Origin of the sequence: Vulcanococcus sp. DEBay_Sum29NL08_54 (assembly GCF_017859255.1) — a bacterium.
Taxonomy (GTDB): domain Bacteria; phylum Cyanobacteriota; class Cyanobacteriia; order PCC-6307; family Cyanobiaceae; genus Vulcanococcus.
Map to the genome: position 1 here is coordinate 59,781 of NZ_JAFMNJ010000003.1, position 24,704 is coordinate 84,484.

The 24,704-nt window shown below is 64.9% G+C and carries 23 protein-coding genes, 1 tRNA gene, 1 other RNA gene and 1 riboswitch; of the genes, 11 read left to right on the plus strand and 14 right to left on the minus strand.

The genetic code is table 11. From position 1 onward, the window contains the following. Nucleotides 1-9: 9 nt before the first annotated feature. Complete coding sequence (gene dusA / locus QZ186_RS01965) at nt 10-1,008, plus strand: tRNA dihydrouridine(20/20a) synthase DusA (RefSeq protein ID WP_010314000.1); 999 nt, start codon at nt 10-12, stop codon at nt 1,006-1,008. Nucleotides 1,009-1,012: 4 nt separating this feature from the next. On the opposite strand, the gene QZ186_RS01970 is transcribed toward dusA, so the two are convergent. Both QZ186_RS01970 and QZ186_RS01975 read right to left on the minus strand, forming a co-directional pair. Further along, nucleotides 1,013-1,564 (minus strand): isoprenylcysteine carboxylmethyltransferase family protein, encoded by a 552-nt coding sequence (locus QZ186_RS01970; RefSeq protein WP_296415493.1) that lies wholly within the window; start codon nt 1,562-1,564, stop codon nt 1,013-1,015. Beyond that, complete coding sequence (locus QZ186_RS01975) at nt 1,524-2,861, minus strand: cation:proton antiporter (protein WP_247476580.1); 1,338 nt, start codon at nt 2,859-2,861, stop codon at nt 1,524-1,526. The genes QZ186_RS01970 and QZ186_RS01975 overlap by 41 nt, the downstream gene beginning before the upstream one ends. A gap of 95 nt (nt 2,862-2,956) precedes the next feature. On the opposite strand from QZ186_RS01975, the gene QZ186_RS01980 reads away from it, so the two are divergent. Genes QZ186_RS01980 through QZ186_RS01990 form a run of 3 tightly spaced genes read left to right on the plus strand, consistent with a single transcriptional unit; the run spans nt 2,957 to nt 8,949 of the window. After that, entirely contained in the window at nt 2,957-5,377 is a 2,421-nt protein-coding gene (locus tag QZ186_RS01980) for a phosphoketolase (protein ID WP_296415495.1), read from the plus strand. Continuing rightward, nucleotides 5,377-7,902 (plus strand): glycogen/starch/alpha-glucan phosphorylase, encoded by a 2,526-nt coding sequence (locus tag QZ186_RS01985; protein ID WP_296415498.1) that lies wholly within the window; start codon nt 5,377-5,379, stop codon nt 7,900-7,902. The genes QZ186_RS01980 and QZ186_RS01985 overlap by 1 nt, the downstream gene beginning before the upstream one ends. Nucleotides 7,903-7,917: 15 nt before the next feature. Then, nucleotides 7,918-8,949 (plus strand): acetate kinase, encoded by a 1,032-nt coding sequence (locus tag QZ186_RS01990; RefSeq protein WP_296415501.1) that lies wholly within the window; start codon nt 7,918-7,920, stop codon nt 8,947-8,949. Here QZ186_RS01990 and QZ186_RS01995 read toward each other — a convergent pair. The 3 genes from QZ186_RS01995 to QZ186_RS02005 form a co-directional block, all read right to left on the minus strand. Continuing rightward, complete coding sequence (locus tag QZ186_RS01995) at nt 8,906-9,364, minus strand: hypothetical protein (RefSeq protein ID WP_296415504.1); 459 nt, start codon at nt 9,362-9,364, stop codon at nt 8,906-8,908. The genes QZ186_RS01990 and QZ186_RS01995 overlap by 44 nt on opposite strands. 76 nt (nt 9,365-9,440) lie before the next feature. Continuing rightward, nucleotides 9,441-9,755, minus strand: a complete 315-nt coding sequence (locus QZ186_RS02000; RefSeq protein WP_010314013.1) for a hypothetical protein — start codon at nt 9,753-9,755, stop codon at nt 9,441-9,443. A gap of 92 nt (nt 9,756-9,847) precedes the next feature. Beyond that, a tRNA-Arg gene (locus QZ186_RS02005) sits at nt 9,848-9,921 on the minus strand. Nucleotides 9,922-9,943: 22 nt separating this feature from the next. Between QZ186_RS02005 and rnpB the strand changes: the two genes are divergently transcribed. Further along, nucleotides 9,944-10,337, plus strand: an RNA gene (rnpB, locus tag QZ186_RS02010) — RNase P RNA component class A. A gap of 2 nt (nt 10,338-10,339) precedes the next feature. Beyond that, nucleotides 10,340-11,050, plus strand: coding sequence for a ribonuclease III (gene rnc / locus QZ186_RS02015; protein ID WP_296415507.1), 711 nt, complete (start codon nt 10,340-10,342; stop codon nt 11,048-11,050). Here the strand turns inward: rnc and QZ186_RS02020 are convergent. Next, a complete protein-coding gene (locus QZ186_RS02020; RefSeq protein ID WP_010314017.1) occupies nt 11,028-11,210 on the minus strand; it encodes an NAD(P)H dehydrogenase subunit NdhS in 183 nt (60 codons plus the stop codon). The two genes, rnc and QZ186_RS02020, sit on opposite strands and share 23 nt — an antisense overlap. A gap of 54 nt (nt 11,211-11,264) precedes the next feature. Here QZ186_RS02020 and rimM point away from each other — a divergent pair, with 54 nt between their 5' ends. Continuing rightward, nucleotides 11,265-11,846, plus strand: a complete 582-nt coding sequence (rimM, locus tag QZ186_RS02025) for a ribosome maturation factor RimM (RefSeq protein WP_296415511.1) — start codon at nt 11,265-11,267, stop codon at nt 11,844-11,846. Between the two features lie 69 nt (nt 11,847-11,915). Beyond that, on the plus strand, nt 11,916-13,346 hold the full coding sequence (locus tag QZ186_RS02030; protein ID WP_296415512.1) for a mannose-1-phosphate guanylyltransferase/mannose-6-phosphate isomerase: 1,431 nt from the start codon (nt 11,916-11,918) through the stop codon (nt 13,344-13,346). A gap of 4 nt (nt 13,347-13,350) precedes the next feature. Here QZ186_RS02030 and glmS read toward each other — a convergent pair whose 3' ends face one another. Further along, the gene (glmS, locus tag QZ186_RS02035) at nt 13,351-15,243 is read right to left on the minus strand and encodes a glutamine--fructose-6-phosphate transaminase (isomerizing) (protein WP_296415560.1); all 1,893 of its coding nucleotides are present in this window, start codon (nt 15,241-15,243) and stop codon (nt 13,351-13,353) included. A gap of 60 nt (nt 15,244-15,303) precedes the next feature. After that, entirely contained in the window at nt 15,304-15,549 is a 246-nt protein-coding gene (gene psaC / locus QZ186_RS02040) for a photosystem I iron-sulfur center protein PsaC (protein ID WP_006850103.1), read from the minus strand. A gap of 137 nt (nt 15,550-15,686) precedes the next feature. Between psaC and acpP the strand changes: the two genes are divergently transcribed. Genes acpP through tkt form a run of 3 tightly spaced genes read left to right on the plus strand, consistent with a single transcriptional unit; the run spans nt 15,687 to nt 19,237 of the window. Next, on the plus strand, nt 15,687-15,929 hold the full coding sequence (acpP, locus tag QZ186_RS02045; protein ID WP_010314088.1) for an acyl carrier protein: 243 nt from the start codon (nt 15,687-15,689) through the stop codon (nt 15,927-15,929). Nucleotides 15,930-15,940: 11 nt separating this feature from the next. Beyond that, nucleotides 15,941-17,188 carry a beta-ketoacyl-ACP synthase II gene (gene fabF, locus QZ186_RS02050; protein ID WP_296415515.1) on the plus strand — a complete coding sequence of 416 codons (1,248 nt, stop codon included), beginning with the start codon at nt 15,941-15,943 and terminating at the stop codon, nt 17,186-17,188. Nucleotides 17,189-17,233: 45 nt separating this feature from the next. Beyond that, nucleotides 17,234-19,237, plus strand: a complete 2,004-nt coding sequence (gene tkt, locus QZ186_RS02055) for a transketolase (protein WP_296415519.1) — start codon at nt 17,234-17,236, stop codon at nt 19,235-19,237. A 134-nt stretch (nt 19,238-19,371) separates the two neighbouring features. Here tkt and thiC read toward each other — a convergent pair whose 3' ends face one another. From thiC to ruvB, 6 genes are all read right to left on the minus strand, one after another. Beyond that, nucleotides 19,372-20,757 carry a phosphomethylpyrimidine synthase ThiC gene (gene thiC, locus QZ186_RS02060; RefSeq protein ID WP_296415521.1) on the minus strand — a complete coding sequence of 462 codons (1,386 nt, stop codon included), beginning with the start codon at nt 20,755-20,757 and terminating at the stop codon, nt 19,372-19,374. A 32-nt stretch (nt 20,758-20,789) separates the two neighbouring features. Then, a riboswitch (TPP riboswitch) is annotated at nt 20,790-20,887 on the minus strand. A gap of 5 nt (nt 20,888-20,892) precedes the next feature. Continuing rightward, nucleotides 20,893-21,474, minus strand: coding sequence for a HEAT repeat domain-containing protein (locus QZ186_RS02065; RefSeq protein ID WP_296415522.1), 582 nt, complete (start codon nt 21,472-21,474; stop codon nt 20,893-20,895). Nucleotides 21,475-21,489: 15 nt separating this feature from the next. Beyond that, nucleotides 21,490-21,687: a DUF3188 domain-containing protein gene (locus QZ186_RS02070; protein WP_010314098.1), complete on the minus strand. Its 198-nt coding sequence runs from the start codon at nt 21,685-21,687 to the stop codon at nt 21,490-21,492. After that, a complete protein-coding gene (locus tag QZ186_RS02075; protein ID WP_296415525.1) occupies nt 21,687-22,874 on the minus strand; it encodes an amidohydrolase in 1,188 nt (395 codons plus the stop codon). Before QZ186_RS02075 ends, QZ186_RS02070 begins: the two co-directional genes overlap by 1 nt. Continuing rightward, nucleotides 22,874-23,611, minus strand: coding sequence for a tetratricopeptide repeat protein (locus QZ186_RS02080; protein WP_296415527.1), 738 nt, complete (start codon nt 23,609-23,611; stop codon nt 22,874-22,876). The genes QZ186_RS02075 and QZ186_RS02080 overlap by 1 nt, the downstream gene beginning before the upstream one ends. Then, nucleotides 23,608-24,648 carry a Holliday junction branch migration DNA helicase RuvB gene (gene ruvB, locus QZ186_RS02085; RefSeq protein WP_296415529.1) on the minus strand — a complete coding sequence of 347 codons (1,041 nt, stop codon included), beginning with the start codon at nt 24,646-24,648 and terminating at the stop codon, nt 23,608-23,610. The genes QZ186_RS02080 and ruvB overlap by 4 nt, the downstream gene beginning before the upstream one ends. Nucleotides 24,649-24,704 lie beyond the last annotated feature (56 nt).

A 24,704-nucleotide genomic window follows, 5' to 3' on the forward strand; every position in this document is an offset into this window, starting at 1 on the left:
CATGGGGTGATGCCCGATTCGCTGCTGAACGGGGCCTACCGCTTCAGTGTGGCTCCGATGATGGACTACACCGATCGGCACTTCCGGGTGCTGATGCGGCAGATCAGCCGCCGCAGCCTGCTCTACACCGAAATGGTGGTGGCCCAAGCGCTCCACCACAGCGAACGGCGGGACCGGCTGATTGACTTCGATCCGATCGAGCATCCGATTGCCCTGCAGGTGGGCGGGGATGACCCGGTGCTGCTGGCCGAGGCCGCGCGCATCGCCGCGGACCGGGGCTACGACGAGATCAACCTCAACGTCGGCTGTCCAAGCGAAAAGGTCCAGAAAGGGCGCTTTGGCGCCTGCCTGATGGCCGAACCCGAACAGGTGGCCCGCTGCATCAGCGCCATGGCCCAGGCCTCGCCGCTGCCGGTCACGGTGAAGCACCGCATCGGCATCGATGAGCGCGATTCCTATGGGGAGCTGCTGGCCTTTGTCGACACGGTGGCCGCGGCCGGGGCGCAGCGCTTCAGCGTGCACGCCCGTAAGGCCTGGCTCGAGGGGTTGGATCCCAAGCAAAACCGCACCATTCCTCCCCTGCGCTACGAGCTCGTGCATCAGCTCAAGGCGGACCGGCCCCAGCTGACGATTGAACTGAACGGAGGCCTGCTGGAGCTCAGCAGCTGCCTGGAGCAGCTCGAGGCCGTGGATGGGGTGATGGTGGGCCGGGCCGCCTACGACCACCCGCTGCGCTGGGCCACGGTGGACCGGGACCTGTTTGGCGACAGCAGCCAACCGGTCGCCAAGGCCTCCACGGTGGTGCGGGGCCTGATTCCCTATGCGGAGCGCTGGTGCGGCAGCGGCGGGCGGCTCTGGTCCATCGCCCGGCACCTGGTGCAGGTGGTGGAAGGCGTCAGCGGCGCCCGCCATTGGCGCCGGGACCTGGGCCAGGCCGCCGGCCAACGGGATGCAGGACCTGAGGTCTTCGAGCGCGCGGCGCGGCAGCTGGAGGAGCGCGGGCTCTAGCGGCTCAGCTCCGCCAATCCAGCCAAGGCAACCCCGGCAAGATCGCCGGGGTGCTGCGCCGGTAACTGACGTACTCCGGATGGAGCGGCACGAGGAAACGCTCCTCCCGCCGCGCTTTGCCGCCCAGCACCGCGGCCAGAGCCAGGAACAGGCCCAGGTGGAACAGGCTGCCGAGGGCCAGGGCCACCCCGAGCTCACAGAGCAACACGGCTTGATACAGCGGATGGCGGCAGCGCCCATAGGCCCCGGTCGTCACCAAAGCGGCCCCAGGCTTGGGATCCGGCAACGGCGTCAGGCTGGGTCCCAAGCGCCAGAAGGCCTGGGCGGCCAGCGCCAGGCCGACCAAGAGCAGCAGAACGCCAGCAAGGGCAAGCGGCAAGGGCCAGGCATAGCCCCAGCTGCCCGGGGCCGGCCAGGCCGGCAACAGGGTGGCTGCGATCAACAGCAGCTGGGCGAGCAGCCACCACTCCCCGTGGCGGTTGTCCAACCAGCCGCCCCAACTGAACTGCCAGCCCTTAAGTGGGGATTTCGGCGAGGGGGTCGAGGTCGGGTCCATCACTCTTTCCAGCCAGGACCAGTCTGAGCAGGATCGGTGCCAGGAAGGTGGTGCCAATCACCATCAGCAAGATCGCTGCCTCCAGGGCCGGGCTGAGCAGCTTGGCCTGGGTGCCAAGCCCCAGGAAGATCAGGCCCACCTCACCGCGGGGCATCATCCCCAGACCCACCACCAGACGGTTCGTGGGTTCCTTGGAAACAAAGGTCCAGCCGGAGACGACCTTGCCCAGGATCGCCACCACCAGCAGGAAAGCGGCGATCACAAGACCGGCGCGGTTCTCGGGGTCTAGGGGATTGAGCACCGAGAGATCCATGCCGGTGCCGATCAAGACGAAGAAGATCGTGGCGAAGAGGGCCACCACCGGCTTCACCGCCGCCTCGATCGCATGGGTGTGGTTCGACTTGCTCAGGATCAAGCCCGCGGCAAAGGCACCCAGGGCCGCCTCCAGGCCAATGGCCGTAGCAGCGAAACAGCACAGGGTGAGCACCACAAACGAGGCCACCACCACATCGCCTGGGGCCTTGAGGCGATCAATCAACCAGTCGAAACCAGGCGCCGCGGTGCGGCTCAGGCCAATGGCAGCAACCACGAACACCACAGCCGCGGCCAGCAGCTTGAGGATCGGGCCGAGCTCCAGGCTGCCGCCGCCAGCGATGCTCACCACCACCGCGAGGATGACGATGCCGAGGATGTCGTCCAGGACGGCGGCGCCGATCACGATCTGCCCCTCCCGGGAGCGCAGCATCTTCAGCTCACCAAAGACACTCGCTGTGATGCCGATGCTGGTGGCCGTCATGGCCGCCCCGGCAAACACGGCGGGGATCACCTCCACGTGGAAGAGCGCCATCAAGCCCGCGGTGCCAAGGGCAAAGGGCACTGCCACGCCGGCGACAGCCACGGTGATCGCCTGGGCACCGACGGCCACGAGCTCATCGAGGTCGCTTTCGAGACCCGTCAGGAACAGCAGGGCAAAGAGGCCCAAGGTGGCCACCGCCTGCAGGCTCGGGAAACTTTCGTTGTAGACCTCGCCGACCAGCTGGGGCGGCACATCCGCAAGCGAGCCCATCAGCTGGAGAGCCCAATTGGCCACCGCCGCCTGGGTCTCCGGCGGCACGATCAGGTGCAGGCCAGAGGCACCGATGATCACGCCGGCGATCAGCTCACCAAGGATGGTGGGCAACTGCCAGCGCACCAGCAGTTCCGCCAGTAGGCGAGCGGCCACAAAAATCACCAAGAAGCGGCCAACCCCAATCAGGGTTTCGACCACCTCGAGCTGATGGGCGCCGATCTCCGGCATAGCAGTCGTGAGTGATTCCGAACGAGAGTCTCGCCCGACGGCGCCATCTCCTGTGACAACGGCTACTTTCCGGCCAGGCATCAGCAGCTGGAGCCATGGCCACGGATTCCGCCCATCTCAGGCCAGCAGAGGAGTTTGAGGGACTGGACGCCTGGTGGCGGGCCGCCAACTACCTGGCGGTGGGAATGATCTACCTCCAGGACAACCCGCTGCTGCGGGAACCGCTGAAGCCGGAGCACATCAAGAACCGCCTGCTCGGTCACTGGGGATCGAGCCCAGGTCAAGCCTTCATCTGGGCCCACGCCAATCGGGTGATCCAACGCCACGGGCTCAATGCGATCTATCTCTCCGGTCCGGGCCATGGGGCCCCGGGGGTACTGGGCCCCACCTACCTGGATGGCTCCTATTCGGAGATCTATCCCGACAAGTCCCAGGACACAGAAGGCCTCAAACGCTTTTTCAAGCAGTTCTCTTTTCCTGGGCACATCGGTAGCCACTGCACCCCGGAGACCCCTGGTTCGATCCATGAAGGCGGCGAACTGGGCTATGTGCTCTCCCACGCCTGCGGTGCGGTCTTCGACAACCCGGACCTGATCGCCATCGCCTGTGTCGGCGATGGGGAGGCGGAGACCGGCCCCCTGGCCACCAGCTGGCATATCAATAAGTTCCTCAACCCCATCAGCGATGGGGTGGTGCTGCCGGTGCTGCACCTGAACGGCTACAAGATCGCCAACCCAACGCTGCTGGCCCGGATTCCCAAGGAGGAGCTCAGCAGCCTGCTGCGGGGCTACGGCTGGGAGCCGCTGTTTGTGGAGGGCAGCGAGCCCCGGGCCATGCACCAAGCGATGGCCGCGGCGATGGATCAGGTGGTCTCCCGGCTCCAAGCGATCCGCCAGCAGGCCGAGGCAGAGGGCGGCGCAGCGCATGCCAGTCGGCCGATCTGGCCGATGATCGTGTTGCGCTCCCCCAAGGGCTGGACGGGGCCCGAGACGCTCAACGGCCATCGGATTGAAGGGTCCTGGCGCGCCCATCAGGTGCCCCTGCCGAACCCCAAACAAGACCCCGCCCAACTTCAGCAACTGGAGGCCTGGCTCAAGAGCTATCGCCCCGAAGAACTCTTTGATGACGAGGGACGACTGCGACCCGAACTGCAGGCGCTCTCACCGAGCGGCGCCCAGCGCATGGGCTCCAACCCCCATGCCAATGGCGGGCGACTGCGCCAGCAACTGACCCTGCCGGATCGCGAACGGTATGCGGTGCCGGTCGCCGAACCCGGAGTCAGCCGCCATGGCAACACCGCCGCCCTCGGGGAGCTGCTGCGGGATGCCATCGCCGACAACCCGAACAACCTGCGGGTGTTCGGCCCCGACGAAACCGCCTCCAACCGGCTGCAGGCCATCTACGAGCGCAGCAAAAAGGTCTGGATGGAGGAACTACGCCCCGAGGACAGCGATGGCGGCGAGCTGGCCCGGCAGGGACGGGTGGTGGAGATGCTCAGCGAACACACCCTGGTGGGGATGCTCGAGGGCTATCTCCTGACCGGCCGCTACGGCCTGTTCCACACCTACGAGGCCTTCGCCCACGTGATCGCCTCGATGTTCAACCAGCACGCCAAATGGTTGGAGAGCTGCCGCCACCACGCGCCCTGGCGCGCCTCAATCGCCCCCTGGACCTGCCTGATCTCCTCCACGGTCTGGCGGCAGGACCACAACGGGTTCACCCACCAAGACCCGGGCTTCATTGATCTGACCGGCAACAAGAGCGGCGATGTGGTGCGGGTCTACCTGCCGGCCGATGCCAACTGCCTGCTAGCCGTGGCCGAGGAGGCCCTCGTCGAGCCCGACGTCTGCAACCTGATCGTCAGCGACAAGCAAGAGCACCTGCAGTACCTCTCCCTCGAGCAGGCCCGCGCCCATGTGGCCAAGGGCATCGGCCTCTGGAGCTGGGCCAGCAACGACCACGTCCGCGGTGAACCCGATGAGCCCGACGTGGTGATGGCCTGCGCCGGGGACATCCCCACCCAGGAGACCCTGGCGGCCGTGGAGATCCTGCGCCGGGAGCTGCCTGAGCTGCGGGTCCGGGTACTGAACGTGGTGAAACTCTTTGCCCTGACCCAACCGAGCGAGCATCCCCACGGCTTAAGCGATCGGGATTTCGACACACTCTTCACCACAAATCGCCCCGTGCTGTTCAACTTCCATGGCTACCCCTGGTTGATCCACCGGTTGACCTACCGGCGCCGCAACCATGCCAATTTCCACGTCCGCGGATACAAGGAAAAAGGCAACATCAACACCCCGCTTGAACTGGCGATGAACAACCAGATCGACCGGTTCAGCCTGGTGATTGATGTGATCGACAGAGTTCCGGGGTTAATGTCCCGCGCTGCTCACATCAAAGAGCAGATGAAGGAATCGATCCTGGCGAATCGCGCCTACGCGCACGAGCACGGGATGGATGCCCCGGAGATCAGTCACTGGCAGTGGAGCACTGCAGTCCCAACCGAGCTGGCCTGATGAAAGAGCAATCGCCGCGTCAACTGCAACTGCCCACGCCCGGTTGCTACGCCGATCCCGACCGCAGCGGCTTGGCTGCCGATGACGTGTTCGACGGCATGGCCGAACACCTCTTCTACACATTGGGAAAGCTGGCTCCAACCGCCAGCCGCCACGACCTCTACCTGGCCCTCAGCCACGCGGTTCGCGACCGCTTGATGACCCGCTATCTGGCGGGCATTGAGGCGATCCGAGCCACCCCGACGCGGGTGGTGGCCTATCTGTCCGCGGAATTCCTGATCGGCCCCCAGCTGGGGAACAACCTGCTGATGCTCGGCATCCAGGAAGCGGCCACCGAAGCCCTGCGCCGCTTCGGCATCGACAGCCTCGAAGAGATCCTTGAGGTGGAGGAAGAGCCGGGCCTGGGGAACGGCGGCCTGGGTCGCCTGGCGGCTTGCTACATGGAGTCCCTGGCGAGCCTGGAGATCCCCGCCACGGGCTACGGGATTCGCTACGAGTTCGGGATTTTTGACCAGCTGATCCGTGACGGCTGGCAGGTCGAGATCACCGACAAGTGGCTCAAGGGCGGCTGGCCCTGGGAAATCCCCCACCCCGATCAGGCCTGCTTCGTCGGCTTCGGCGGACGCACCGAGAGCTACCGGGACGAGCGCGGCAACTACCGCGTGCGCTGGATCCCCGATGAGCACGCCATCGGTGTGCCCCATGACGTGCCCGTGCTCGGCTACCGGGTGAACACCTGTGATCGCCTGCGCCTCTGGCGCGCCGACGCCAGCGAAAGCTTCGACTTCTACGCCTTCAACATCGGCGACTACTACGGCGCCGTTGAGGAAAAAGTGGGGAGCGAAACCCTCTCCAAGGTCCTCTATCCCAACGACGGCACTGACGAAGGTCGTCGCCTCCGCCTGAAGCAACAGCACTTCTTCGTGAGCTGCTCGCTCCAGGACATGCTGCGCAGCCTGGAGCAGCGGGGCATCCCGGTCGAGGAATTCCCCGACCACTGGGCCGTGCAGCTGAACGACACCCATCCGGCCATCGCCGTGGCCGAGTTGATGCGTCTGCTGATCGACGACAAGCACCTGACCTGGGAGCAGGCCTGGGACATCACCTGCCGCTCGGTCGCCTACACGAACCACACCCTGCTGCCGGAAGCGCTGGAGAAATGGGGCCTACCCCTGTTCGGCTCCCTGCTGCCGCGCCATCTGGAGCTGATCTACGAGATCAATCGCCGCTTCCTGCAGAGCGTTCGCCTGCGCTACCCGGGCAACGAGGTGCTGCTGCGCAAGCTGTCGATCATTGATGAGGACGGTCAAAAAGCGGTGCGCATGGCGAACCTCGCCACCGTGGCCTCCCACCACATCAACGGTGTGGCCGCCCTCCACAGCGAACTGGTCCGCACCAAGTTGTTCCCCGAGTTCGCGGAGCTCTGGCCGGAGAAGTTCACCAATGTCACCAACGGAGTGACCCCCCGGCGCTGGGTCGCCCTCTCCAATCCCCCCCTGCGCAAGCTGCTGGCCGAGAGCATCGGTGAAGGTTGGGTCTCGGACCTCGATCAGCTCAAACAGCTCGAGCAGTACCAACACGACAGTGGCTTCCTGGAGCGCTGGGAGCAGACCAAGCTCGCCAGCAAGCGGCAGCTGGCCAACTACATCCACCGCCAAAGCGGACTGCTGGTGGATCCCTCCTCGATGTTTGACGTTCAGGTCAAACGGATCCACGAGTACAAGCGCCAGCACCTCAATGCCCTGCAGGTGATTGCCCAGTACCTGCGGATCAAGAACGGCCAGGCCCAGGACATGGCCCCCCGCACCGTGATTTTTGGCGGCAAGGCGGCCCCCGGCTACTACATGGCCAAGCTGATCATCCGCTTCCTCAACGGGATCGCCGAGACGATCAACTCAGACCCCGACATGGACGGGCGGCTGCGGGTGGTCTTCCTTCCCGACTACAACGTGAAGCTGGGCGAGCGGGTCTACCCAGCCTCAGACCTCTCGGAGCAAATCTCCACCGCCGGTCTGGAGGCCTCCGGCACCGGCAACATGAAGTTCGCCATGAATGGGGCCCTGACCATCGGCACCCTCGATGGCGCCAACGTCGAGATCCGCGAACAGGTGGGAGCCGAGAACTTCTTCCTCTTCGGCATGACCGAAACCGAGGTGACCCAACTCCAGAGCGAGGGCTATCGCCCCTGGGAGCACATCGCCAAACTGCCTGAGCTGCAGCAGGTGCTGAAGCTGGTGGAGCAGGGCCACTTCAGTGGCGGCGACGGTGACCTCTTCCGGCCCCTGCTGGAGAACTTGACCGGCCGCGATCCCTTCTGTGTCTTGGCTGACTTCACCGACTACCTGCGGGTGCAACAACAGGTCAGTCAGGCCTGGGCGGATCGCCATGCCTGGAACCGGATGTCCCTGCTGAACACGGCCCGCACCGGCTTCTTCTCCTCCGATCGCTCGATCAAGGAGTACGCCGATCGGATCTGGAAGGCCGAGGCCTTCCCCGTCACGATCACCTGCAACCTCGACGAGTAAGGAGCAAGCGGCGCCGTGGCGCTTCTGGTGCTGAATCTGGGCAGCTCCAGTCTCAAGGCAGCTGTCTTTGACGCGGCAGCAGAGCAGCGGCTCTGGAGCGACTCCCGTTCGGGTCTGGAGCTCCCGGCGGCCCTGGACACCTGGCTCAAGCCAGCGTTGGCCCCCTGGTGGGGCCAACTTGAGCGCGCGGGCCACCGAGTTGTCCATGGCGGCGAGGTCTTTCGCGAACCCACGCCCATCAACGCCACGACCCTGGCGCAGCTCGAGGCCTTAAGCCCGCTGGCACCGCTGCACAATCCACCAGCTCTGGAGGCGATGCGCTGGCTCCAGCAGCAGCGACCCCAGCTGCCGCAATGGGCCTGCTTCGATACGGCCTTTCACGCGACCCTGCCGGAGGCGGCCTACAGCTATGCCATCCCCCTGGCGCTGCGGAGCCGGGGCTACCGCCGCTTTGGCTTCCATGGACTCAACCACCAACACGTGGCCCGGCAGGCCGCGGGGCCTCGGCTGATCAGCGTTCACCTGGGGGCCGGCTGTTCCTTGGCCGCCATCGCCGAAGGCCGCTGCCTGGACACGACCATGGGGTTCACCCCGATGGAAGGGCTGGTAATGGCCACCCGCAGCGGCTCCATCGACCCTGGCCTGCTGCTGGCGCTGCTGAAGGACGGGATGGCTGCCGCCGAACTGGAGGAGCAACTCAACCACCACAGCGGACTCGCCGGTCTCTCCGGCCTGAGCGGCGACTGGCAGGAGCTGCGCGGGGCGGCTGAGCGGGGGCACAGCGGCGCCCAACTAGCACTCGCGGTCTTCCTGCACCGGCTGAAAGCGGGAATTGCCGCCATGGCCGCCAGCCTGGGGGGCGTCGATCAGATCGCCCTATCCGGAGGGATCGGCGCCAATGACACCGCCCTGGCTCGGCAGCTCGAGACGGAGATGGGCTGGCTCGGGAAGCCCCAGTGGTTGCAAATCCCCGCCGATGAGGAGGGGATGATTGCTCGGCTGATCAGCGATCCGGAAGATCGGGGGTTTGATGCAGCAAACGGTTGAGGCGGAGGCGATCGGCGTTCAGCGGATCGGGTGCCAACTCACCGGCGATCTCGCGGAACTTCTGCTCAACGGGCTCAGGAACGCGCACATCAAAGATGCGCTCCATCAGGGCCTCGATCGAGAACAGGTGGGCGTTGATGTTCTCGAGGTCGCTGACGGCCTGCTGGAGAGCATCCTGCGCCGAGGCCTCCTGGGGGCCTCCGGCGGCGGCAGCGGCAGGGGCCGAGTCAACACCCGGCTCAGGGGTCGATTTCTGTAGATCCTCGAGGACCCGACCAGCCAGGGTGCGGAATGACTGCAGGGCAGCCCAGCTCAACTCCTGTTGCTGACGCAGCGTCGGGTTCTCCCGAATCAGTCGGTCGTGCTCCCGATAAAAGCGCTGACAGTCAGGGCATTGGCAGGGCTCTTCCGGCACCGCAGTCCCTTCATTGGTCAAGTCCAATCATGACACCAGGACGACTCAGAAATAAAGGGAATCTGAATTTGGCGTCTTAAGCGGCCAGGGAGTCCCCGGAATCACTGGCGTCCTCAGTGGCTCCTGGGATGGGGATCTCGATCGAGCTCACCACCTGAATGACGTCACGCAGGCGCATGGAGTCGGCAAACCAGGCCATGGCCTGATCGGTGTCCCCATCGCTGACCGCCTCATTGGCGCTGTCCTCATGGGCCTCGGCCAGGAGGGCTAACCAGCAGAGGCAGCGGGCCTGGATCACAGAGAGGTCGAGGCCGTCCGGGAGGCTGTCGACGATGCGCTCACTCTCCTGTTGCACCAGTAGCCGCAGCCTGAGATCATGCAGCTGTGCCATGGCCGTGTGGCGATTGGCACCACGCTAGCGGCAGTGGCAACGTTCAGCACGCCACTACCGGTAGCGGTCAATACCCCTGCGCGAATCGAAGACGGGGCTGGCGGGACTCGAACCCACGACCTACGGTTTAGGAAACCGTCGCTCTATCCGGCTGAGCTACAGCCCCCCAGGTCGCCATTATGGGGTTTGAAAGCAGGCGAGGTGATCGCGACCGGGACACGCCCAGGCCCTCGGGCTGGTGGAACGGACCGGTTGAGGAAAGTCCGGGCTCCCCAATGGCCAGGCTTGCTGGGTAACGCCCAGTGCGGGTGACCGTGAGGAGAGTGCCACAGAAACACACCGCCGATGGCCCTTCGGGGATCAGGCAAGGGTGCAAAGGTGCGGTAAGAGCGCACCAGCAGCATCGAGAGGTGCTGGCTCGGTAAACCCCGGCTGGGAGCAAGGCCTAGGAACAACGGTTGGCCATGACACCCGTTCCGCTTTTCTTGCGCCGCTTGAGGCCATCGGTAACGGTGGTCCCAGACAGATGATCGCCCCCGCGAAAGCGGAGAACAGAACCCGGCTTACGTCCTGCTTTCACCCCAATGAACGCTGAGCGCCACGCCCAACTGCTGCAGTTCCTTCAAGGCCTGGGCCTGACAGCCCCCGCGGAGATGGACCTGGAGCGGCTGGATGAGGCCCTCACCCACACCTCCGCAGGGCTCAGCGTCAACCACGAAAAACTGGAATTTCTTGGCGACGCCGTCCTACGTCTGGCGGCCTCGGAATTCCTTGAACAGCACTATCCGAACCTGAGCGTCGGACAAAGCTCAGCGCTGCGGGCCCAACTGGTCAGTGACCGCTGGCTGGGGGAACTCGGCCAAGCGGTGGACATCGACGCTGTTTTGCGCATCGGCCCAACGGCCGCAGGAGACACCAGCGCGCGCGAGACCCTCAGGGCCGAAGCCTGTGAGGCCTGCATCGGCGCGCTCTATCGCCTTTGGGGGGACCTCACGCCTGTACTGCTCTGGCTCACCCCCCACTGGCAGACCACAGCCAAGGCCTTTGAAGCCGATCCCCACCTGCACAACTGGAAATCAGCCCTGCAGGAATGGAGCCAGGGCCAAAAACGAGGCCTACCGGATTACCGCTGCCAAGAGGTCAGCCAAGTCCACGCCGATCCCCGGCGGTTTCACTGTCAGGTGAGCCTGGGGAAGACGACCCTCGGTGAGGGCTGGGGACGCTCGCGCCGGCAGGCCGAACAGGAGGCAGCCCGGGCGTCCCTAGAGAAGCTCAGGCCTGCTCAAGAATCTTGAGGGGCATGGTGACGAGCTTGTCCCAGTTGCCGCCTTCAAACAGCACGGCTGCGTTGCTGCCGCTGATGCGCTGCACGAAGCCTTGATAGCCGTTGTAGATGGAGCGCCCATCGCGCACCACCACAGTGGAGCCAGGCAGGATCGGCAGGGAATCAGCCATAGGAAGGCCCAGTCGCCCGTTCATTATCGAGGCTGAGGTGTGGCCCTTGGGCTGATGGAGCAACAACCCGAGCTGCTGGTGGTCGGAAAGATCGTTGCCGCCCAGGGACTGCGCGGTGAACTGCGGGTCAATCCCCTCAGCGATTTCCCCGAACGCTTCACGCAAGCCGGCCCCCGCTGGCTGCGCGCACCGGCCCAGAAGCGGGGGCCCGCGCCAGAACCCCAGGAAATTCAATTGCTCTCAGGGCGCCAGCTCCCCGGCAAAGAGCTGTTTGTGATCCGGATCGAGGGCATCAACGACCGCAGCAGCGCTGAGGCCTGCGTGGGCCAGGAGCTCTTGGTGCCGAGCGATCAGCGCCCCAAACTGTCCAAAGGCGAATTTCACCTGCTGGATCTGGTGGGACTGGAGGTGCGGCTGCTCGAGTCGGGCACACCCATCGGCCTAGTCCAAGACCTGCTCCATGCCGGCAACGACCTGCTCGAGGTCCAACTCAGCGGCAAAAAACAGCCCCTCTGGATCCCCTTTGTCGAATCGATTGTTCCCCGGGTGGAACTTGAAGAGGGGTGGATTGGCATCACCCCCCCGCCTGGATTACTGGAGTTGGCCGACCCCAGCCCAGGGGACGGACAAAGCTGAACCAGCACCAAGCCAGCGGGCAAAGCGGGCGGGCTTGGTTTGAAATGGTGTGCAAGAGGAGTGCACTCCATGGCGGCCCTGGTTCCAGTGATTTTGTGTGGCGGTACTGGAACCCGCCTTTGGCCCCTATCGAGGGCCAGTTACCCCAAGCAGTACTGGGCCCTGGCGGGCCAAGGGGAAGAAACCCTGCTGCAGCAAACCCAGCAGCGACTTGAGGGCATCGCCAACCTCCAGCCACCGCTGCTGATCTGCAACGAGGACCACCGCTTCATCGTCGCCGAGCAGATGCGCCAGATCGGCGTGGATCCCTCGGCGATCCTGCTGGAGCCCGTGGGCCGAAACACCGCCCCAGCCGTGGCGATCGCCGCCCTGCAGGCCATGGCCGCAGGCGATGACCCACTGCTGCTGGTGCTCGCAGCCGACCACGTGATTCGAGAAGGAGCCGCCTTCCGCCAGACGGTGCAAGCCGGTGTGGAAGCCGCTGAGGCGGGCCAACTGGTGACCTTCGGGATCGTGCCCACGGCCCCCGAGACCGGCTACGGCTACATCGAAGCCGCCCAACCCCTTGGGGACAGGGGCACCCCGGTGCCGATCGCCCGGTTTGTGGAGAAGCCCGACCGCGCCACCGCCGAAGGGTTCCTGGGGACCGGACGCTTCACCTGGAACAGCGGCATGTTCCTGTTCAAGGCCAGCGTGATCCTGGCGGAACTGGAGCGGCTGGCCCCCGAGGTGGTCCAGGCCTGCCGCAGTGCCTTGGCCCAGGGCGGCTCAGACCTGAACTTCCAACGGCTGGAGAAGGAGGCCTTTGGCCAGTGCCCCAACGTCGCCATCGACGTGGCGGTGATGGAGAAGACCGACCGCGGTGCCGTCCTGCCGTTGCAGGCGGGCTGGAGCGATGTCGGCAGCTGGAGTGCCCTCTGGGAAACGGCTGATCAGGACGAGCAGGGCAACGTGCTGCGGGGCCGGGTCATCAGCGAAAACAGCCGCAACTGCTACCTGCGCAGCGAGCACCGCCTGGTGGTGGGTCTGGGCGTGGAAGACCTGGTGGTGGTGGAAACCAATGACGTGGTGCTGGTCGCCAAACGGGATCAGGCCCAGAACGTCAAAAGCATCGTCGGCCTGCTGGAGCAAAGCGGAGCACCGGAGAGCAAGGCCCACCGCAAGATCTACCGGCCCTGGGGTGCCTACGACGGCATCACCGAGGGCGATCGCTGGCAGGTCAAGCGCATCAGCGTGAACCCTGGGGCTTCGCTCTCACTGCAGATGCACCACCACCGGGCGGAGCACTGGATCGTGGTGCAAGGAACCGCCGTCGTCGAGAAAGATGGCGTTGAAGAGCTGGTGGGCGAGAACCAAAGCACGTACATCCCCCTGGGCTGCAAGCACCGGCTCTCGAACCCGGGCAAGATCCCGGTCGAGATGATCGAAGTGCAGAGCGGCCCCTACCTAGGCGAGGACGACATCGTCCGCTTCGAGGACCTCTACGGGCGCAGCGCCTGAGGGGCTACTCGACCGTCACGCTCTTGGCGAGATTGCGGGGCTGATCGACATCCAGCCCCCGGTGGGCTGCGATGTGATAGCTCAGCAGCTGCATCGGCACGACCGTCAGCAGCGGGCTGAGCAACTCATCCACCTCCGGCACGGGCAACAGGGTGTCGAACAGCTCGGCATCCGGGCAATTGGGGGCAACGCCCACCAATTGGGCATCGCGGGCCTTGGCCTCTTGGGCATTGCTGAGCACCTTGTCGAACACCGTGCCTGGGACGGCGATCGAGACCACGGGCACCCGGGCATCCAGCAGGGCGATCGGGCCGTGCTTCATCTCGCCGGCGGGGTAGCCCTCGGCATGGATGTAGCTGATCTCCTTGAGCTTCAGCGCCCCCTCCAGGGCAATCGGATAGTTGATGCCCCGGCCCAGGAAGATCACGTCCTGGGTATCCGCGAACAGATGGGCCATCTGCTCGCAGCGGCCGTCATGGTCATCCACCAAGCTGCGCAATTGCTGGGGAAGATCCCGCAGACCAACCGTCAGCTGCTGCAGGGCTTCGGCGCCGAGAACCCCAGGCCGTCCAGAGCGACGTTCGGCAAAGGCAATGGCCAAGCCATAGAACGCCAACAACTGACCCAGGAAGGTCTTGGTGGCGGCCACGCCCACCTCGATGCCGGCGCCGATGTCGAGGATCTGATCAACCATCCGGCCCAGGGAGCTTTCAGGGCGGTTCGTGATCCCCAGCAGACGGGGGGCGAAGGCCGGATCGGCAACGGCTCGGCGCCGCTCCTGCTCCATCGCGAGAGCAGCCAAGGTGTCTGCCGTTTCGCCCGATTGGGTCACACCGATGGTGAGGGTGTTCGGCGCCAGCGGTGGCGGGGCGTAGCGGAATTCGCTGGCATAGAACACGCTGGTGGGAATCCCGGCCAGCTGCTCCAGGAGATAGGCCCCCACCAACGCGGCATGGCGGCTGGTGCCGCAGGCGAGCACCTGAATGCGCTCAATCCCTTCAAACACGCTCTCATCGAGCGGCAAGGCCACCCGCGCGGATGCATCGGGGAGATGTCGAGCAACCCAAAGGGCGGCGGTCTCGGGCTGCTCATGGATTTCCTTGAGCATGAAGTGACGGAAGCTGCGCTTGTCCGCCACGTGATCCGTGCCGCTCAGGAGGGTGGGAGCCCGCTGCACCCGCGCTCCGGCCTCGTCATAGAGCTCGATTCCGAGGGGGGTGAGCAGCGCCACCTCCCCGTCTTCCATCGGCAGGATCGTGCGCGTAAAGCCAGCCAGAGCCGGGGTATCACTGGCGCAGAGGAATTCCCCTTCCCCCAGGCCAATCAGCAAAGGCGCTGCTTTGCGGGCCACCACCAGGGCACCCGGGAGCGCAGCCCAAACCACGGCCAAGGCGTAGGCCCCATGCAGCCGCGGCAAAACCGCTTGCACGGCCTCAAGCAGGAGCTGGGGAGAGGCTGCGTGGCCCAGGGCCTCCAACCGATCGAGCTCTTGGCTCAGCAGATGGGGAATGACCTCGGTGTCCGTGTCCGAGCGGAAGACCACACCCTTGGCCTGGAGCTCCTCACGCAGGCTTCTGTAGTTCTCGATGATCCCGTTCTGCACCACGGCCAGACGACGAGGACCATCGAGGTGGGGGTGGGCATTGCGTTCTTCCGGCTTGCCGTGGGTCGCCCAACGGGTGTGGCCAATGCCGCACTGCCCCTGGGCCCCCTGCGCCTCAAAACGAGCCGTGAGGTTGGCGAGCTTGCCTTCAGCGCGCAGACAGGCCAAGCCGGACTCGTCCGCCACCGTGGCGATTCCCGCGGAGTCATAGCCCCGGTATTCGAGCTGACGCAGACCCTCCAAGAGGAGCGGTGCCGCCTCGCGCGAACCAATCACCGCAACGATGCCGCACATAGCGCCTGGAACCAATAAAAAAGCCCGGCTGGGCCGGGCTTGAGCTTATGGGAGCTGGGCTCAGTAAGCCAGGCCCATGGAGCGGGTGGTTTCGTCGCCGAGGTAGACGCGAATGGAGAGGAAGTCGGTGGGGCAAGCGGTCTCACAGCGCTTGCAACCGACGCAATCTTCGGTGCGGGGAGACGAGGCGATCTGGCCGGCCTTGCAGCCATCCCAGGGCACCATCTCGAGAACATCGAGAGGACAAGCCCGAACGCACTGGGTGCAGCCGATGCAGGTGTCGTAAATCTTGACGGCGTGGGACATGTCGTCTGTGGACGCGACGCCCAAGGTACCCATGGCAATCAGCATCCAAGCCACAGGCCTCCCTGGCCGTCATCCTTGTTCATACGGGGGGTGCCTGGCACACATACCCGTAGGATGCGGCGTCCGACACTCCGGCCATGTCCCAGGAAGCGATCTTCGAGAAAGTCCGCTCGATCGTTGTTGAGCAGCTGAGCGTTGATGCCGGCGAGGTCAAGCCCGAATCCAACTTCCAGAACGATCTGGGCGCTGACTCCCTCGACACCGTTGAACTCGTGATGGCCCTGGAAGAGGCCTTCGATATCGAGATTCCCGACGAAGCCGCTGAAGGCATCGCCACCGTTGGCGACGCCGTCAAATACATCCTGGACAAGCAGGCCTGAGGAAGGAATTGATGGTGGAGGGTCTCCGCCGCGTCGTCGTCACCGGCCTTGGCGCGGTCACACCAATTGGTAATGACGTCACTTCCTACTGGGAAGGACTGAGTAGCGGTCGTAACGGGGTGTCGCCGATCACCTTGTTTGACGCGTCTGCCCATGCCTGCCGCTTTGCGGCTGAGGTGAAGGATTTCGATCCCTCCGCCTACATCGAGCCCAAAGAGAGCAAGCGCTGGGATCGGTTTTGCCAGTTCGGGGTGGTTGCCGCCAAGCAGGCTGTGGCCCATGCAGGTCTAACCATCGACGACAGCAACGCCCATCGGATCGGAACCGCGATCGGTTCTGGCGTGGGCGGTCTTCTGATGATGGAGACCCAGGCCCACGTGCTGGCAGACAAGGGTCCATCTCGGGTGAGCCCTTTCACCGTTCCGATGATGATCCCAAACATGGCCACTGGCCTGACGGCGATCGCCATTGGCGCCAAGGGCCCCAGCAGTGCTGTGGCTACGGCCTGCGCCGCCGGCTCCAATGCCATCGGTGATGCCTTCCGGTTGATCCAGCTGGGTCAAGCCGACGCGATGGTCTGCGGTGGCGCCGAATCCGCCATCACCCCTTTGGGAGTGGCTGGATTCGCCAGCGCCAAGGCTTTGTCATTCCGCAACGACGATCCGGCAACCGCCAGCCGGCCCTTCGATGCCGAGCGTGATGGCTTTGTGATCGGCGAGGGCGCAGGCGTGCTGGTTCTTGAGAGCCTCGAGCACGCCCAGGCCCGCGGGGCCGAGATCCTCGCTGAGGTGGTTGGCTACGGCATGACCTGTGATGCCCACCACATCACCTCACCCACCCCCGGTGGCGTGGGCGGGGCTGAGGCCATGCGCCTGGCTCTTCAAGACGCACGCATCGAGGCCGATGCGGTCGACTACGTCAACGCCCACGGCACCAGCACCCCGGCCAATGACTCCAACGAGTCCTCGGCGATCAAGTCCGCGCTCGGGGATCGGGCCAAGCAGATTCCCGTGAGCTCGACCAAGTCGATGACCGGTCACCTGCTGGGCGGCAGCGGCGGCATTGAAGCCGTTGCCGGGGTCCTGGCGATTGGCCACAACGTGGTGCCGCCTACGATCAACTACCAAAATCCGGATCCGGCCTGTGATCTGGATGTCGTTCCCAATCAGGCCCGGGAACACAAACTGAACGTGGTGCTTTCGAATTCCTTTGGGTTCGGCGGCCACAACGTTTGCCTGGCGTTCCGCCGGTTCACCTAGCCCGCGGTCTCCCCCGCCCGTACACCCTTCCCTTACCCGTAACCCATGGTCGTCGCTCCCGCTTCTGTCGACACGCTCTGCGTCAACAGCATCCGCTTCCTGGCCGTCGACGCGATCAACAAGAGCAACTCCGGCCACCCCGGACTGCCCATGGGTTGCGCTCCCATGGCCTACACCCTGTGGGACAAGTTCCTCAAGCACAACCCCAAGAACCCGAAGTGGTTCAACCGTGACCGCTTTGTGCTCTCGGCCGGCCACGGCTGCATGCTGCTGTACGCGCTGCTGCACCTGAGCGGCTACGACTCGGTCACGATCGAGGACATCAAGCAATTCCGCCAGTGGGGCTCCAAGACCCCTGGTCACCCCGAGACCTTCGAAACCGCCGGCGTCGAAGTCACCACCGGTCCCCTGGGTCAGGGCATCGCCAACGCTGTCGGCCTGGCCATGGCCGAGGCACACCTGGCGGCCAAGTTCAACAAGCCCGACTGCACGCTCGTTGATCACACCACCTACGTGATCATGGGCGACGGCTGCCACCAGGAAGGTGTCAGCGGTGAAGCTGCGTCCCTGGCCGGTCACCTGGGCCTGGGCAAGCTGATCGCCCTCTACGACGACAACCACATCACCATCGACGGAAACACCAACGTTTCCTTCACCGAGGATGTGCTGAAGCGCTACGAGGCCTACGGCTGGCACACCATCCACGTTCAGGACGGCAACACCGACCTGGGCGCCATCGCCAAGGCGATTGAAGAGGCCAAGGCCGTCACCGATCGTCCCTCGATGATCAAGGTGACCACCACCATCGGCTACGGCTCCCCCAACAAGGCCAACACCGCCGGTGTTCACGGCGCCGCTCTGGGTGCTGATGAAGCCGCCGCAACCCGCCAGAACCTGGGTTGGAACTACGGCGAATTCGAAGTTCCCCAGGAGTCCTACGACCAGTGGCGCAAGGCCATCGAGCGTGGCGCCGCCGCTGAGGCCGCCTGGAACGCCACCCTGGCTGACTACCGCAGCAAGTACCCCACTGAAGCCGCTCAGTTCGAGCGTCAGCTGCGTGGTGAACTGCCCCAGGGCTGGGATGCAAACCTCCCCAGCTACACCCCTGATGACAAGGGTGTGGCCACCCGGATGCATTCCTACAACTGCCTGAATGCCATCGGCCCCAACCTGCCCGAGCTGATCGGTGGTTCTGCTGACCTGACCCACTCCAACCTCACCGACATCAAGGGTGAGTCCGGTTTCCAGAAGGGTGCCGAGGGCAACCGCTACCTGCACTTCGGTGTGCGCGAGCACGCCATGGGCGCCATCCTCAACGGCCTCGCCTATCACGGCAGCGGCCTGGTTCCCTACGGCGGCACCTTCTGCGTCTTCGCGGGCTACATGGTGGGCGCCATGCGCCTGTCCGCCCTGAGCGAACTGGGCGTGATCTATGTCCTGACCCACGACTCCATCGGCCTGGGTGAAGACGGCCCCACCCACCAGCCGATCGAGACCCTGGCCAGCCTGCGTTCGATCCCGAACATGCTGGTCATCCGCCCCGGCGACGGCAACGAGACCAGCGGTGCCTACAAGGTGGCCGTGGCGAACCGTCACCGCCCCACCGTGCTGTTCCTCAGCCGTCAGGCGATGGCCAACCAGGCCAACTCCAACGCCGACCACGTGGCCAAGGGTGGCTACATCCTTGAGGACAGCAACGGCACCCCCGATCTGATCCTGATCGGCACCGGCACCGAGCTCGACCTCTGCGTCCAGGCCGCTGCCAAGCTGCGCGCCGAAGGCAAGAACGTCCGCGTGGTTTCCATGCCTTGCGTGGACCTGTTCGAAGAGCAGGACGCCGCCTACCGCGAGAGCGTGCTGCCCGCCGCCTGCCGCAAGCGCCTGGTGGTCGAGGCCTCCAGCAGCTTCGGCTGGCACAAGTACACCGGCTTCGAAGGCGACACCGTCTCCATCGACCGCTTCGGTGCTTCCGCCCCCGGCCCGCTGCTGATGGAGAAGTTCGGCTTCACCGTCGACAACGTGGTTGCCAAAGCCAAGGCCCTGGGCTGATTAGGCAAGAATCATTGATTCCACTCAAAGCCCCGCCGATGGCGGGGCTTTTTTGTGCCCACACAACCTGATGAATCAGCAATAAAAAACCCGGGCTTTCGCCCGGGTCCTGAACTCAAACAAGAAGCGTGGAATTAAACAGCAGCGACTTCACTATTGCTCTGCTGTTCAGCAAGGACTTTCTCAAGCCCCTCTAGATCTTCTTCCGTGATCTTGGTCTGCATCGGGCAGTGCTTGGGTCCACACATCGAGCAGAACTCAGCCTGCTTGTAGATATCAGCCGGCAGGGTTTCGTCGTGATACTCACGGGCCCGTTCGGGATCCAAGGACAGTTCGAACTGCTTGTTCCAGTCGAAGGCGTAGCGGGCGCGGCTCAGCTCGTCGTCACGATCGCGGGCACCGGGGCGGTGACGGGCGATGTCGGCGGCGTGGGCGGCGATCTTGTAGGCGATCAGGCCTTCACGCACGTCCTCTGCATTGGGCAGACCCAGGTGCTCCTTGGGGGTGACATAGCAGAGCATCGCCGTGCCATGCCAGCCGGCCATGGCCGCACCGATGGCTGAGGTGATGTGGTCGTAACCGGGGGCGATGTCGGTGACCAGAGGACCGAGCACATAGAAGGGTGCCTCGTTGCACTCCTCCATCTGCTTTTTGACGTTGAACTCGATCTGGTCCAAAGGCACGTGACCGGGACCTTCGACCATCACCTGAACGTCATGCTTCCAGGCGCGACGGGTCAGCTCGCCCAGAGTCTTCAGCTCAGCCAACTGAGCGGCATCAGAGGCGTCGTGCTGACAACCCGGACGCAGGGAATCGCCCAAGGAGAAGGTGCAGTCGTAGCGCTTGAAGATCTCGCAGATGTCGTCGAAGCGCGTATACAGCGGGTTCTGCTTGTGGTGATAGAGCATCCACTGGGCCAGGATCCCGCCGCCACGGCTGACGATTCCGGTCAGACGGCCCTTGACCTTGGGCAGGTGCTCAATCAGCAGACCAGCGTGGATCGTCTGGTAGTCGACGCCCTGCTGGCAGTGCTTCTCAATGATGTGCAGGAAGTCGTCTTCCGAGAGACGCTCGATCGAGCCATGGACGCTCTCGAGGGCCTGATACACGGGCACCGTGCCGATGGGCACCGGCGAAGCATTGATGATCGCCGTGCGCACCTCATCGAGGTTCACGCCACCGGTGGAGAGATCCATCACGGTGTCAGCGCCATACTTGACGGCCAGCTCAAGCTTCTTGACCTCTTCAGAGGCATCGGAAGCATTGGGGGAGGCGCCGATGTTGGCGTTCACCTTGCACTTGGAGGCGATGCCGATCGCCATCGGCTCCAAGTTGGCGTGGTTGATGTTGGCCGGGATGATCATGCGGCCGCGGGCCACCTCTTCCATGACCAGCGACTCGGGCAGGTTCTCCCGCTTCGCCACGTAGGCCATCTCTTCAGTCACCACCCCCTGTCGGGCGTAGTGCATCTGGGAGACGTTGGCTTGACCTTTGCGCTTTTCGATCCAGGCGCTACGCATAACCGCTATGGCGTTGGGCGGGGGCGCAACCTGAGTGTCTCTTCTCACTTCCCTGCGCCGGCATGACCCGGATCAGGTTCGGAGGGTGTGATCTCAGCCCCCGCAATGGGAGGCACCCCTAGTGACCCCCAAAACCTAGCAAGTCTGAGACTGCAGCCCGTTCAAGGCTGCCGCAACCACGCGGTGATCACTGTCCTGCTGCAGGCCCTGCAGCACCTCGCGGGCCTCGCTGCTGCCTTCCCGCACAAGACGGCCCAAGATTTCGGTGCCGCCCACCCGGACCGTGCCATCGGCCTCGGCCACCGCCAGGCGCGCCAACTCAAGCAACTGCTCAGGGGCAATCTCTGGGTGCTCCGCCACAGCCGAGAGGATGCTGCAGTGGATCAGCCACTCGCTCTCGGACTGGAACGACTCCAGCAGCAGCGGCCAGGCCCGATCAATCCCATGGCTCACCAGCGCATTGGCCGCTTCGGCGCGCACGGCCACCTCAGGGTCGTGCTTCAGCGTGCGAACGAGAGGCTCCCAACCCGCCGCCGTGGGCTTGTGCCCCAGGCCCGAGCAGCTCAGTTGCCGCATGATCATGTCGCTCTGCTCGAGACCCAGCAGCAGCAGCGGCTCGGCCTCCTCGGCACTGGCCTGGACCAGGCTGGCCAGGGCAGGACGGGCCTTGCCGGGGTTATCGGAGGCGATGGCCTCGCGCAGGTCGTCGAAGTTCATCGGCACACTCTGCCTCTACTGCTGGTCCCGCAGGGTCTGCAGGATCGCCCGGCGGCGCCGGCGCCAGCTCCAGGTGCTCTGGGCCAACAGGGCCAAACCAATCAAAAGGGCCGGTAGGGCCTGCAGGCGATCCGGCCCCTGGCGCAGCAGCACCCCCGCCAGGCCAATCAGCACCAGCAACAGTGTTGAGCAGGCCAGCAAATTACGGATCATCAGGCTGCTCGCTCCAACCAGGTCAGCAGGCTGGCGCTGAGCACCTCAACGCCCACCCCGACCGCGGCCTCATCGGCCGCAAAGGTATTGCTGTGCAGGGGTGTGCAGCCCTTCGGCCCAGCCACACCCAAACGGAACATCGTGCTGGGGGTGTCGCGCTGCAGCTCCGCAAAGTCCTCAGCGCCCAGGGACGGCTGCTCGAGCCACTCCACCTGGGGCCGGCCCAGCAGTTCCACCGCCTCATCGGCCAACAGCTGCGTGAGTTCGGGGTCGTTGTGGACCGGCGGGGAGATGCAGCGGTAGCGCACCCGAGCCTCACCGCCGTAGCCCCTGCAGATGGCCTGCACGGTCTCCTCAATCCAGCCCGGCAGCTGGGCATGCAACTCCAAATCCAGGCAACGGACGGTTCCAAGCAACCGGACGTGATCGGCAATCACGTTGAAGGCTTTACCCCCTTCAATCCGGCCGAAGCTGACCACCACGGGGTGCAACGCGTCCAAGCGTCGGCTGATCGCCTCCTGCAAACCACTCACCACCCGAGCCGCGATCCAGATGGCATCGGTGCTCTGGTGGGGCCGCGCCCCGTGGCCACCCTCACCCAAGACCTCCACCTCCAGTTCACCGGCGGCGGCGGTCAGGCTGCCGCTGCGCACCCCGATCGTTCCGACCGAAAGACTGGGGAAGACATGCACGCCAAACAGGGCATCCACACCCTGCATCGCCCCATCGGCCACCATCCAGGCCGCCCCTTGGGCGGTCTCCTCCGCCGGTTGAAACAGCAAGCGAACCGTGCCGCCCAGCTGCTCGGCCAAGGGCGCCAGGATTCGAGCCACGCCCAATCCCACGGTGGTGTGGATGTCATGGCCGCAGGCATGCATCAGGCCCTGGTTCAACGAGGCATAGGGCAGGCCCGTTCGCTCCTCCACCGGCAACGCATCCATATCCACCCGCAGGGCCACCACGGGGCCACCGCTCGGACCCAGTTCCGCCAGCACCCCCGTGCGGCCCACCCCTTCTTGGACACGCCAACCCAGCTTGCGCAACTCGCCGGCCACCAAAGCGGCGGTCTGATGCTCATTGCCGCTGAGTTCCGGATGGGCATGCAGATGCCTGCGAATCGCCAGCAGCTCCTGCTGGGCGGCCTTGACCTCCGCCTTGAGCTGGTCGCGGGAGAGCAGATCGGGCATCAGCTGCTCAAGGCCAAAAAGTCCGACAGGGCTTGGACCGGAACCGGCGGCCAGCGCCGAATCTCTAGGAGCCATTCTGGCTGGCGGTAACGCGGATCCAAGCCCGCAGCCGAAGCCCAATGGCTCTCGGCTTCGCCGGACTCACCCTTCCGCCAAAGCACCGCCGTCAAAGCAGCCCTGGCGTCGGCGAAAAGGGGGTAGCGGCGAATGATGCTGCGCAACTCCTTTTCGGCCAGGTCCTGATCCCCGAGTTGAAAGTCCGCCAGGGCCGTACTGGAGCGGGCCATCGCAAAACCTGGACGGGTCTCGGCTGCCTGATCAAAGCTGCCTCGGGCCTGCTCCCAGTCCCCCTTGGAGCCCTGCACATTGCCGAGGTTGTAGAGCGCAGAAGCATCGGCGCCGCGCTCGAGGATCCAGCGGTAATCGGCCTCTGCGGCATCCCACTGCTTCAGGGCTTCTTCAGCTGTGCCGCGGTTGAGATGGGGATCGGCGTTGCTCGGATCCAGCTGCATCGCCTTGGACTGGTCGGCAATCGCCGCCTCGGGGTCACCCAGGGCCAGCTGGACATTGCCTCGATTACTCCAAGCCGCAGCGTCCTCCGGAGCCAGCTCCAGGACCTGGTTCCAAAGATCCAAGGCCTGGGGGAACGCCCCCTCACGACTCGCCGTCAGGGCCTGGTCAAACAGTTGGGGCAGGCTCAGCTGCACCGCCAGCAAAACGGCGAAAAGCGCTGTCATGCCGCCTGATCCTGCAGGTGATCAATGCCCGCCTGGGTGATCACGCGACCGCGGGGGGTGCGTTGCAGCAGCCCCTGCTGCAGCAGAAACGGTTCCACAACTGATTCGAGGGTGACGGGGTCTTCGCCCAGTCCGGCCGCGAGGGTGTCGAGGCCCACTGGGCCACCGCCATAGCCGCTGTGGAGCAGATCCAGCAGGCGCCGGTCGCTGGCATCCAAGCCGCGGCCATCCACCCGGTGCAGGCTCAAGGCCTGCTGCACCAGCTCAGCGCTCACCCGCGCATGGCCGCCGACGGAGGCCACATCGCGCACCCGCCGAAGCAGGCGGTTGGCGATGCGCGGGGTGCCCCGGCAACGGCGCGCCACCTCGAGGGCCGCTTCTTCCGCCAAGTCGAGTTGCAGCAAACCGGCCGCCCGCTGCACGATCGCCTGCAGATCCTCCAGTCCGTAGAACTCCAGCCGCTGGATCAGACCGAAGCGATCCCGCAGGGGTGAACTCAAGGAACCCGCCCGCGTCGTCGCACCCACCAAGGTGAAAGGGGCCAAGGGAATCGTGCGGGTCCGGGCCGTCGTTCCCTTGCCGACCGTGAGGTCCAGGCGAAAGTCCTCCATCGCCGGGTAAAGCAGTTCTTCGGCGACCCGCGTCAGGCGGTGAATCTCGTCGATGAACAGCAGCTCCCGGGGCTGGAGATTCACCAGCAAGCCAACGATGTCGCGGGGACGCTCAAGGGCAGGCGCACTGGTGATGCGGCACCGCACCCCCAACTCCTCGGCCAGGACCATCGCCATGGTGGTCTTGCCCAGACCCGGAGGGCCGTAGAGCAGCACGTGATCCAGGGCTTCGTCGCGGGCGCGGGTGGCCTCAATCGCAATCCCGAGAACCTGCTTGAGCTCGCTTTGGCCGATGTAATCGGCTAACTGCTTGGGCCTGAGGGAATCCTCGCGCTGGAGCGGCTTCTCTTGCTCACTGACGGCAGGATCCACCAACCTCGGGGCCGGCTGACGCGGCGCTGTTGATCCCGAAGAAACGATGGCCATCGCCCGAGGGTATCGGCAGCGGACGACCACCGGCCAGCGGATCCATCCCTAGGGTC

Bases quoted from the DNA above. Each gene is read 5' to 3' on its own strand.
- dusA (WP_010314000.1), top strand. From the start codon at position 10: ATGCCCGATTCGCTGCTGAACGGGGCCTACCGCTTCAGTGTGGCTCCG.
- QZ186_RS01970 (WP_296415493.1), bottom strand. From the start codon at position 1,564: ATGGACCCGACCTCGACCCCCTCGCCGAAATCCCCACTTAAGGGCTGG.
- QZ186_RS01975 (WP_247476580.1), bottom strand. From the start codon at position 2,861: ATGCCGGAGATCGGCGCCCATCAGCTCGAGGTGGTCGAAACCCTGATT.
- QZ186_RS01980 (WP_296415495.1), top strand. From the start codon at position 2,957: ATGGCCACGGATTCCGCCCATCTCAGGCCAGCAGAGGAGTTTGAGGGA.
- QZ186_RS01985 (WP_296415498.1), top strand. From the start codon at position 5,377: ATGAAAGAGCAATCGCCGCGTCAACTGCAACTGCCCACGCCCGGTTGC.
- QZ186_RS02000 (WP_010314013.1), bottom strand. From the start codon at position 9,755: ATGGCACAGCTGCATGATCTCAGGCTGCGGCTACTGGTGCAACAGGAG.
- rnc (WP_296415507.1), top strand. From the start codon at position 10,340: ATGAACGCTGAGCGCCACGCCCAACTGCTGCAGTTCCTTCAAGGCCTG.
- QZ186_RS02020 (WP_010314017.1), bottom strand. From the start codon at position 11,210: ATGGCTGATTCCCTGCCGATCCTGCCTGGCTCCACTGTGGTGGTGCGC.
- rimM (WP_296415511.1), top strand. From the start codon at position 11,265: ATGGAGCAACAACCCGAGCTGCTGGTGGTCGGAAAGATCGTTGCCGCC.
- QZ186_RS02030 (WP_296415512.1), top strand. From the start codon at position 11,916: ATGGCGGCCCTGGTTCCAGTGATTTTGTGTGGCGGTACTGGAACCCGC.
- glmS (WP_296415560.1), bottom strand. From the start codon at position 15,243: ATGTGCGGCATCGTTGCGGTGATTGGTTCGCGCGAGGCGGCACCGCTC.
- psaC (WP_006850103.1), bottom strand. From the start codon at position 15,549: ATGTCCCACGCCGTCAAGATTTACGACACCTGCATCGGCTGCACCCAG.
- acpP (WP_010314088.1), top strand. From the start codon at position 15,687: ATGTCCCAGGAAGCGATCTTCGAGAAAGTCCGCTCGATCGTTGTTGAG.
- fabF (WP_296415515.1), top strand. From the start codon at position 15,941: ATGGTGGAGGGTCTCCGCCGCGTCGTCGTCACCGGCCTTGGCGCGGTC.
- tkt (WP_296415519.1), top strand. From the start codon at position 17,234: ATGGTCGTCGCTCCCGCTTCTGTCGACACGCTCTGCGTCAACAGCATC.
- thiC (WP_296415521.1), bottom strand. From the start codon at position 20,757: ATGCGTAGCGCCTGGATCGAAAAGCGCAAAGGTCAAGCCAACGTCTCC.
- QZ186_RS02065 (WP_296415522.1), bottom strand. From the start codon at position 21,474: ATGAACTTCGACGACCTGCGCGAGGCCATCGCCTCCGATAACCCCGGC.
- QZ186_RS02070 (WP_010314098.1), bottom strand. From the start codon at position 21,687: ATGATCCGTAATTTGCTGGCCTGCTCAACACTGTTGCTGGTGCTGATT.
- QZ186_RS02075 (WP_296415525.1), bottom strand. From the start codon at position 22,874: ATGCCCGATCTGCTCTCCCGCGACCAGCTCAAGGCGGAGGTCAAGGCC.
- QZ186_RS02080 (WP_296415527.1), bottom strand. From the start codon at position 23,611: ATGACAGCGCTTTTCGCCGTTTTGCTGGCGGTGCAGCTGAGCCTGCCC.
- ruvB (WP_296415529.1), bottom strand. From the start codon at position 24,648: ATGGCCATCGTTTCTTCGGGATCAACAGCGCCGCGTCAGCCGGCCCCG.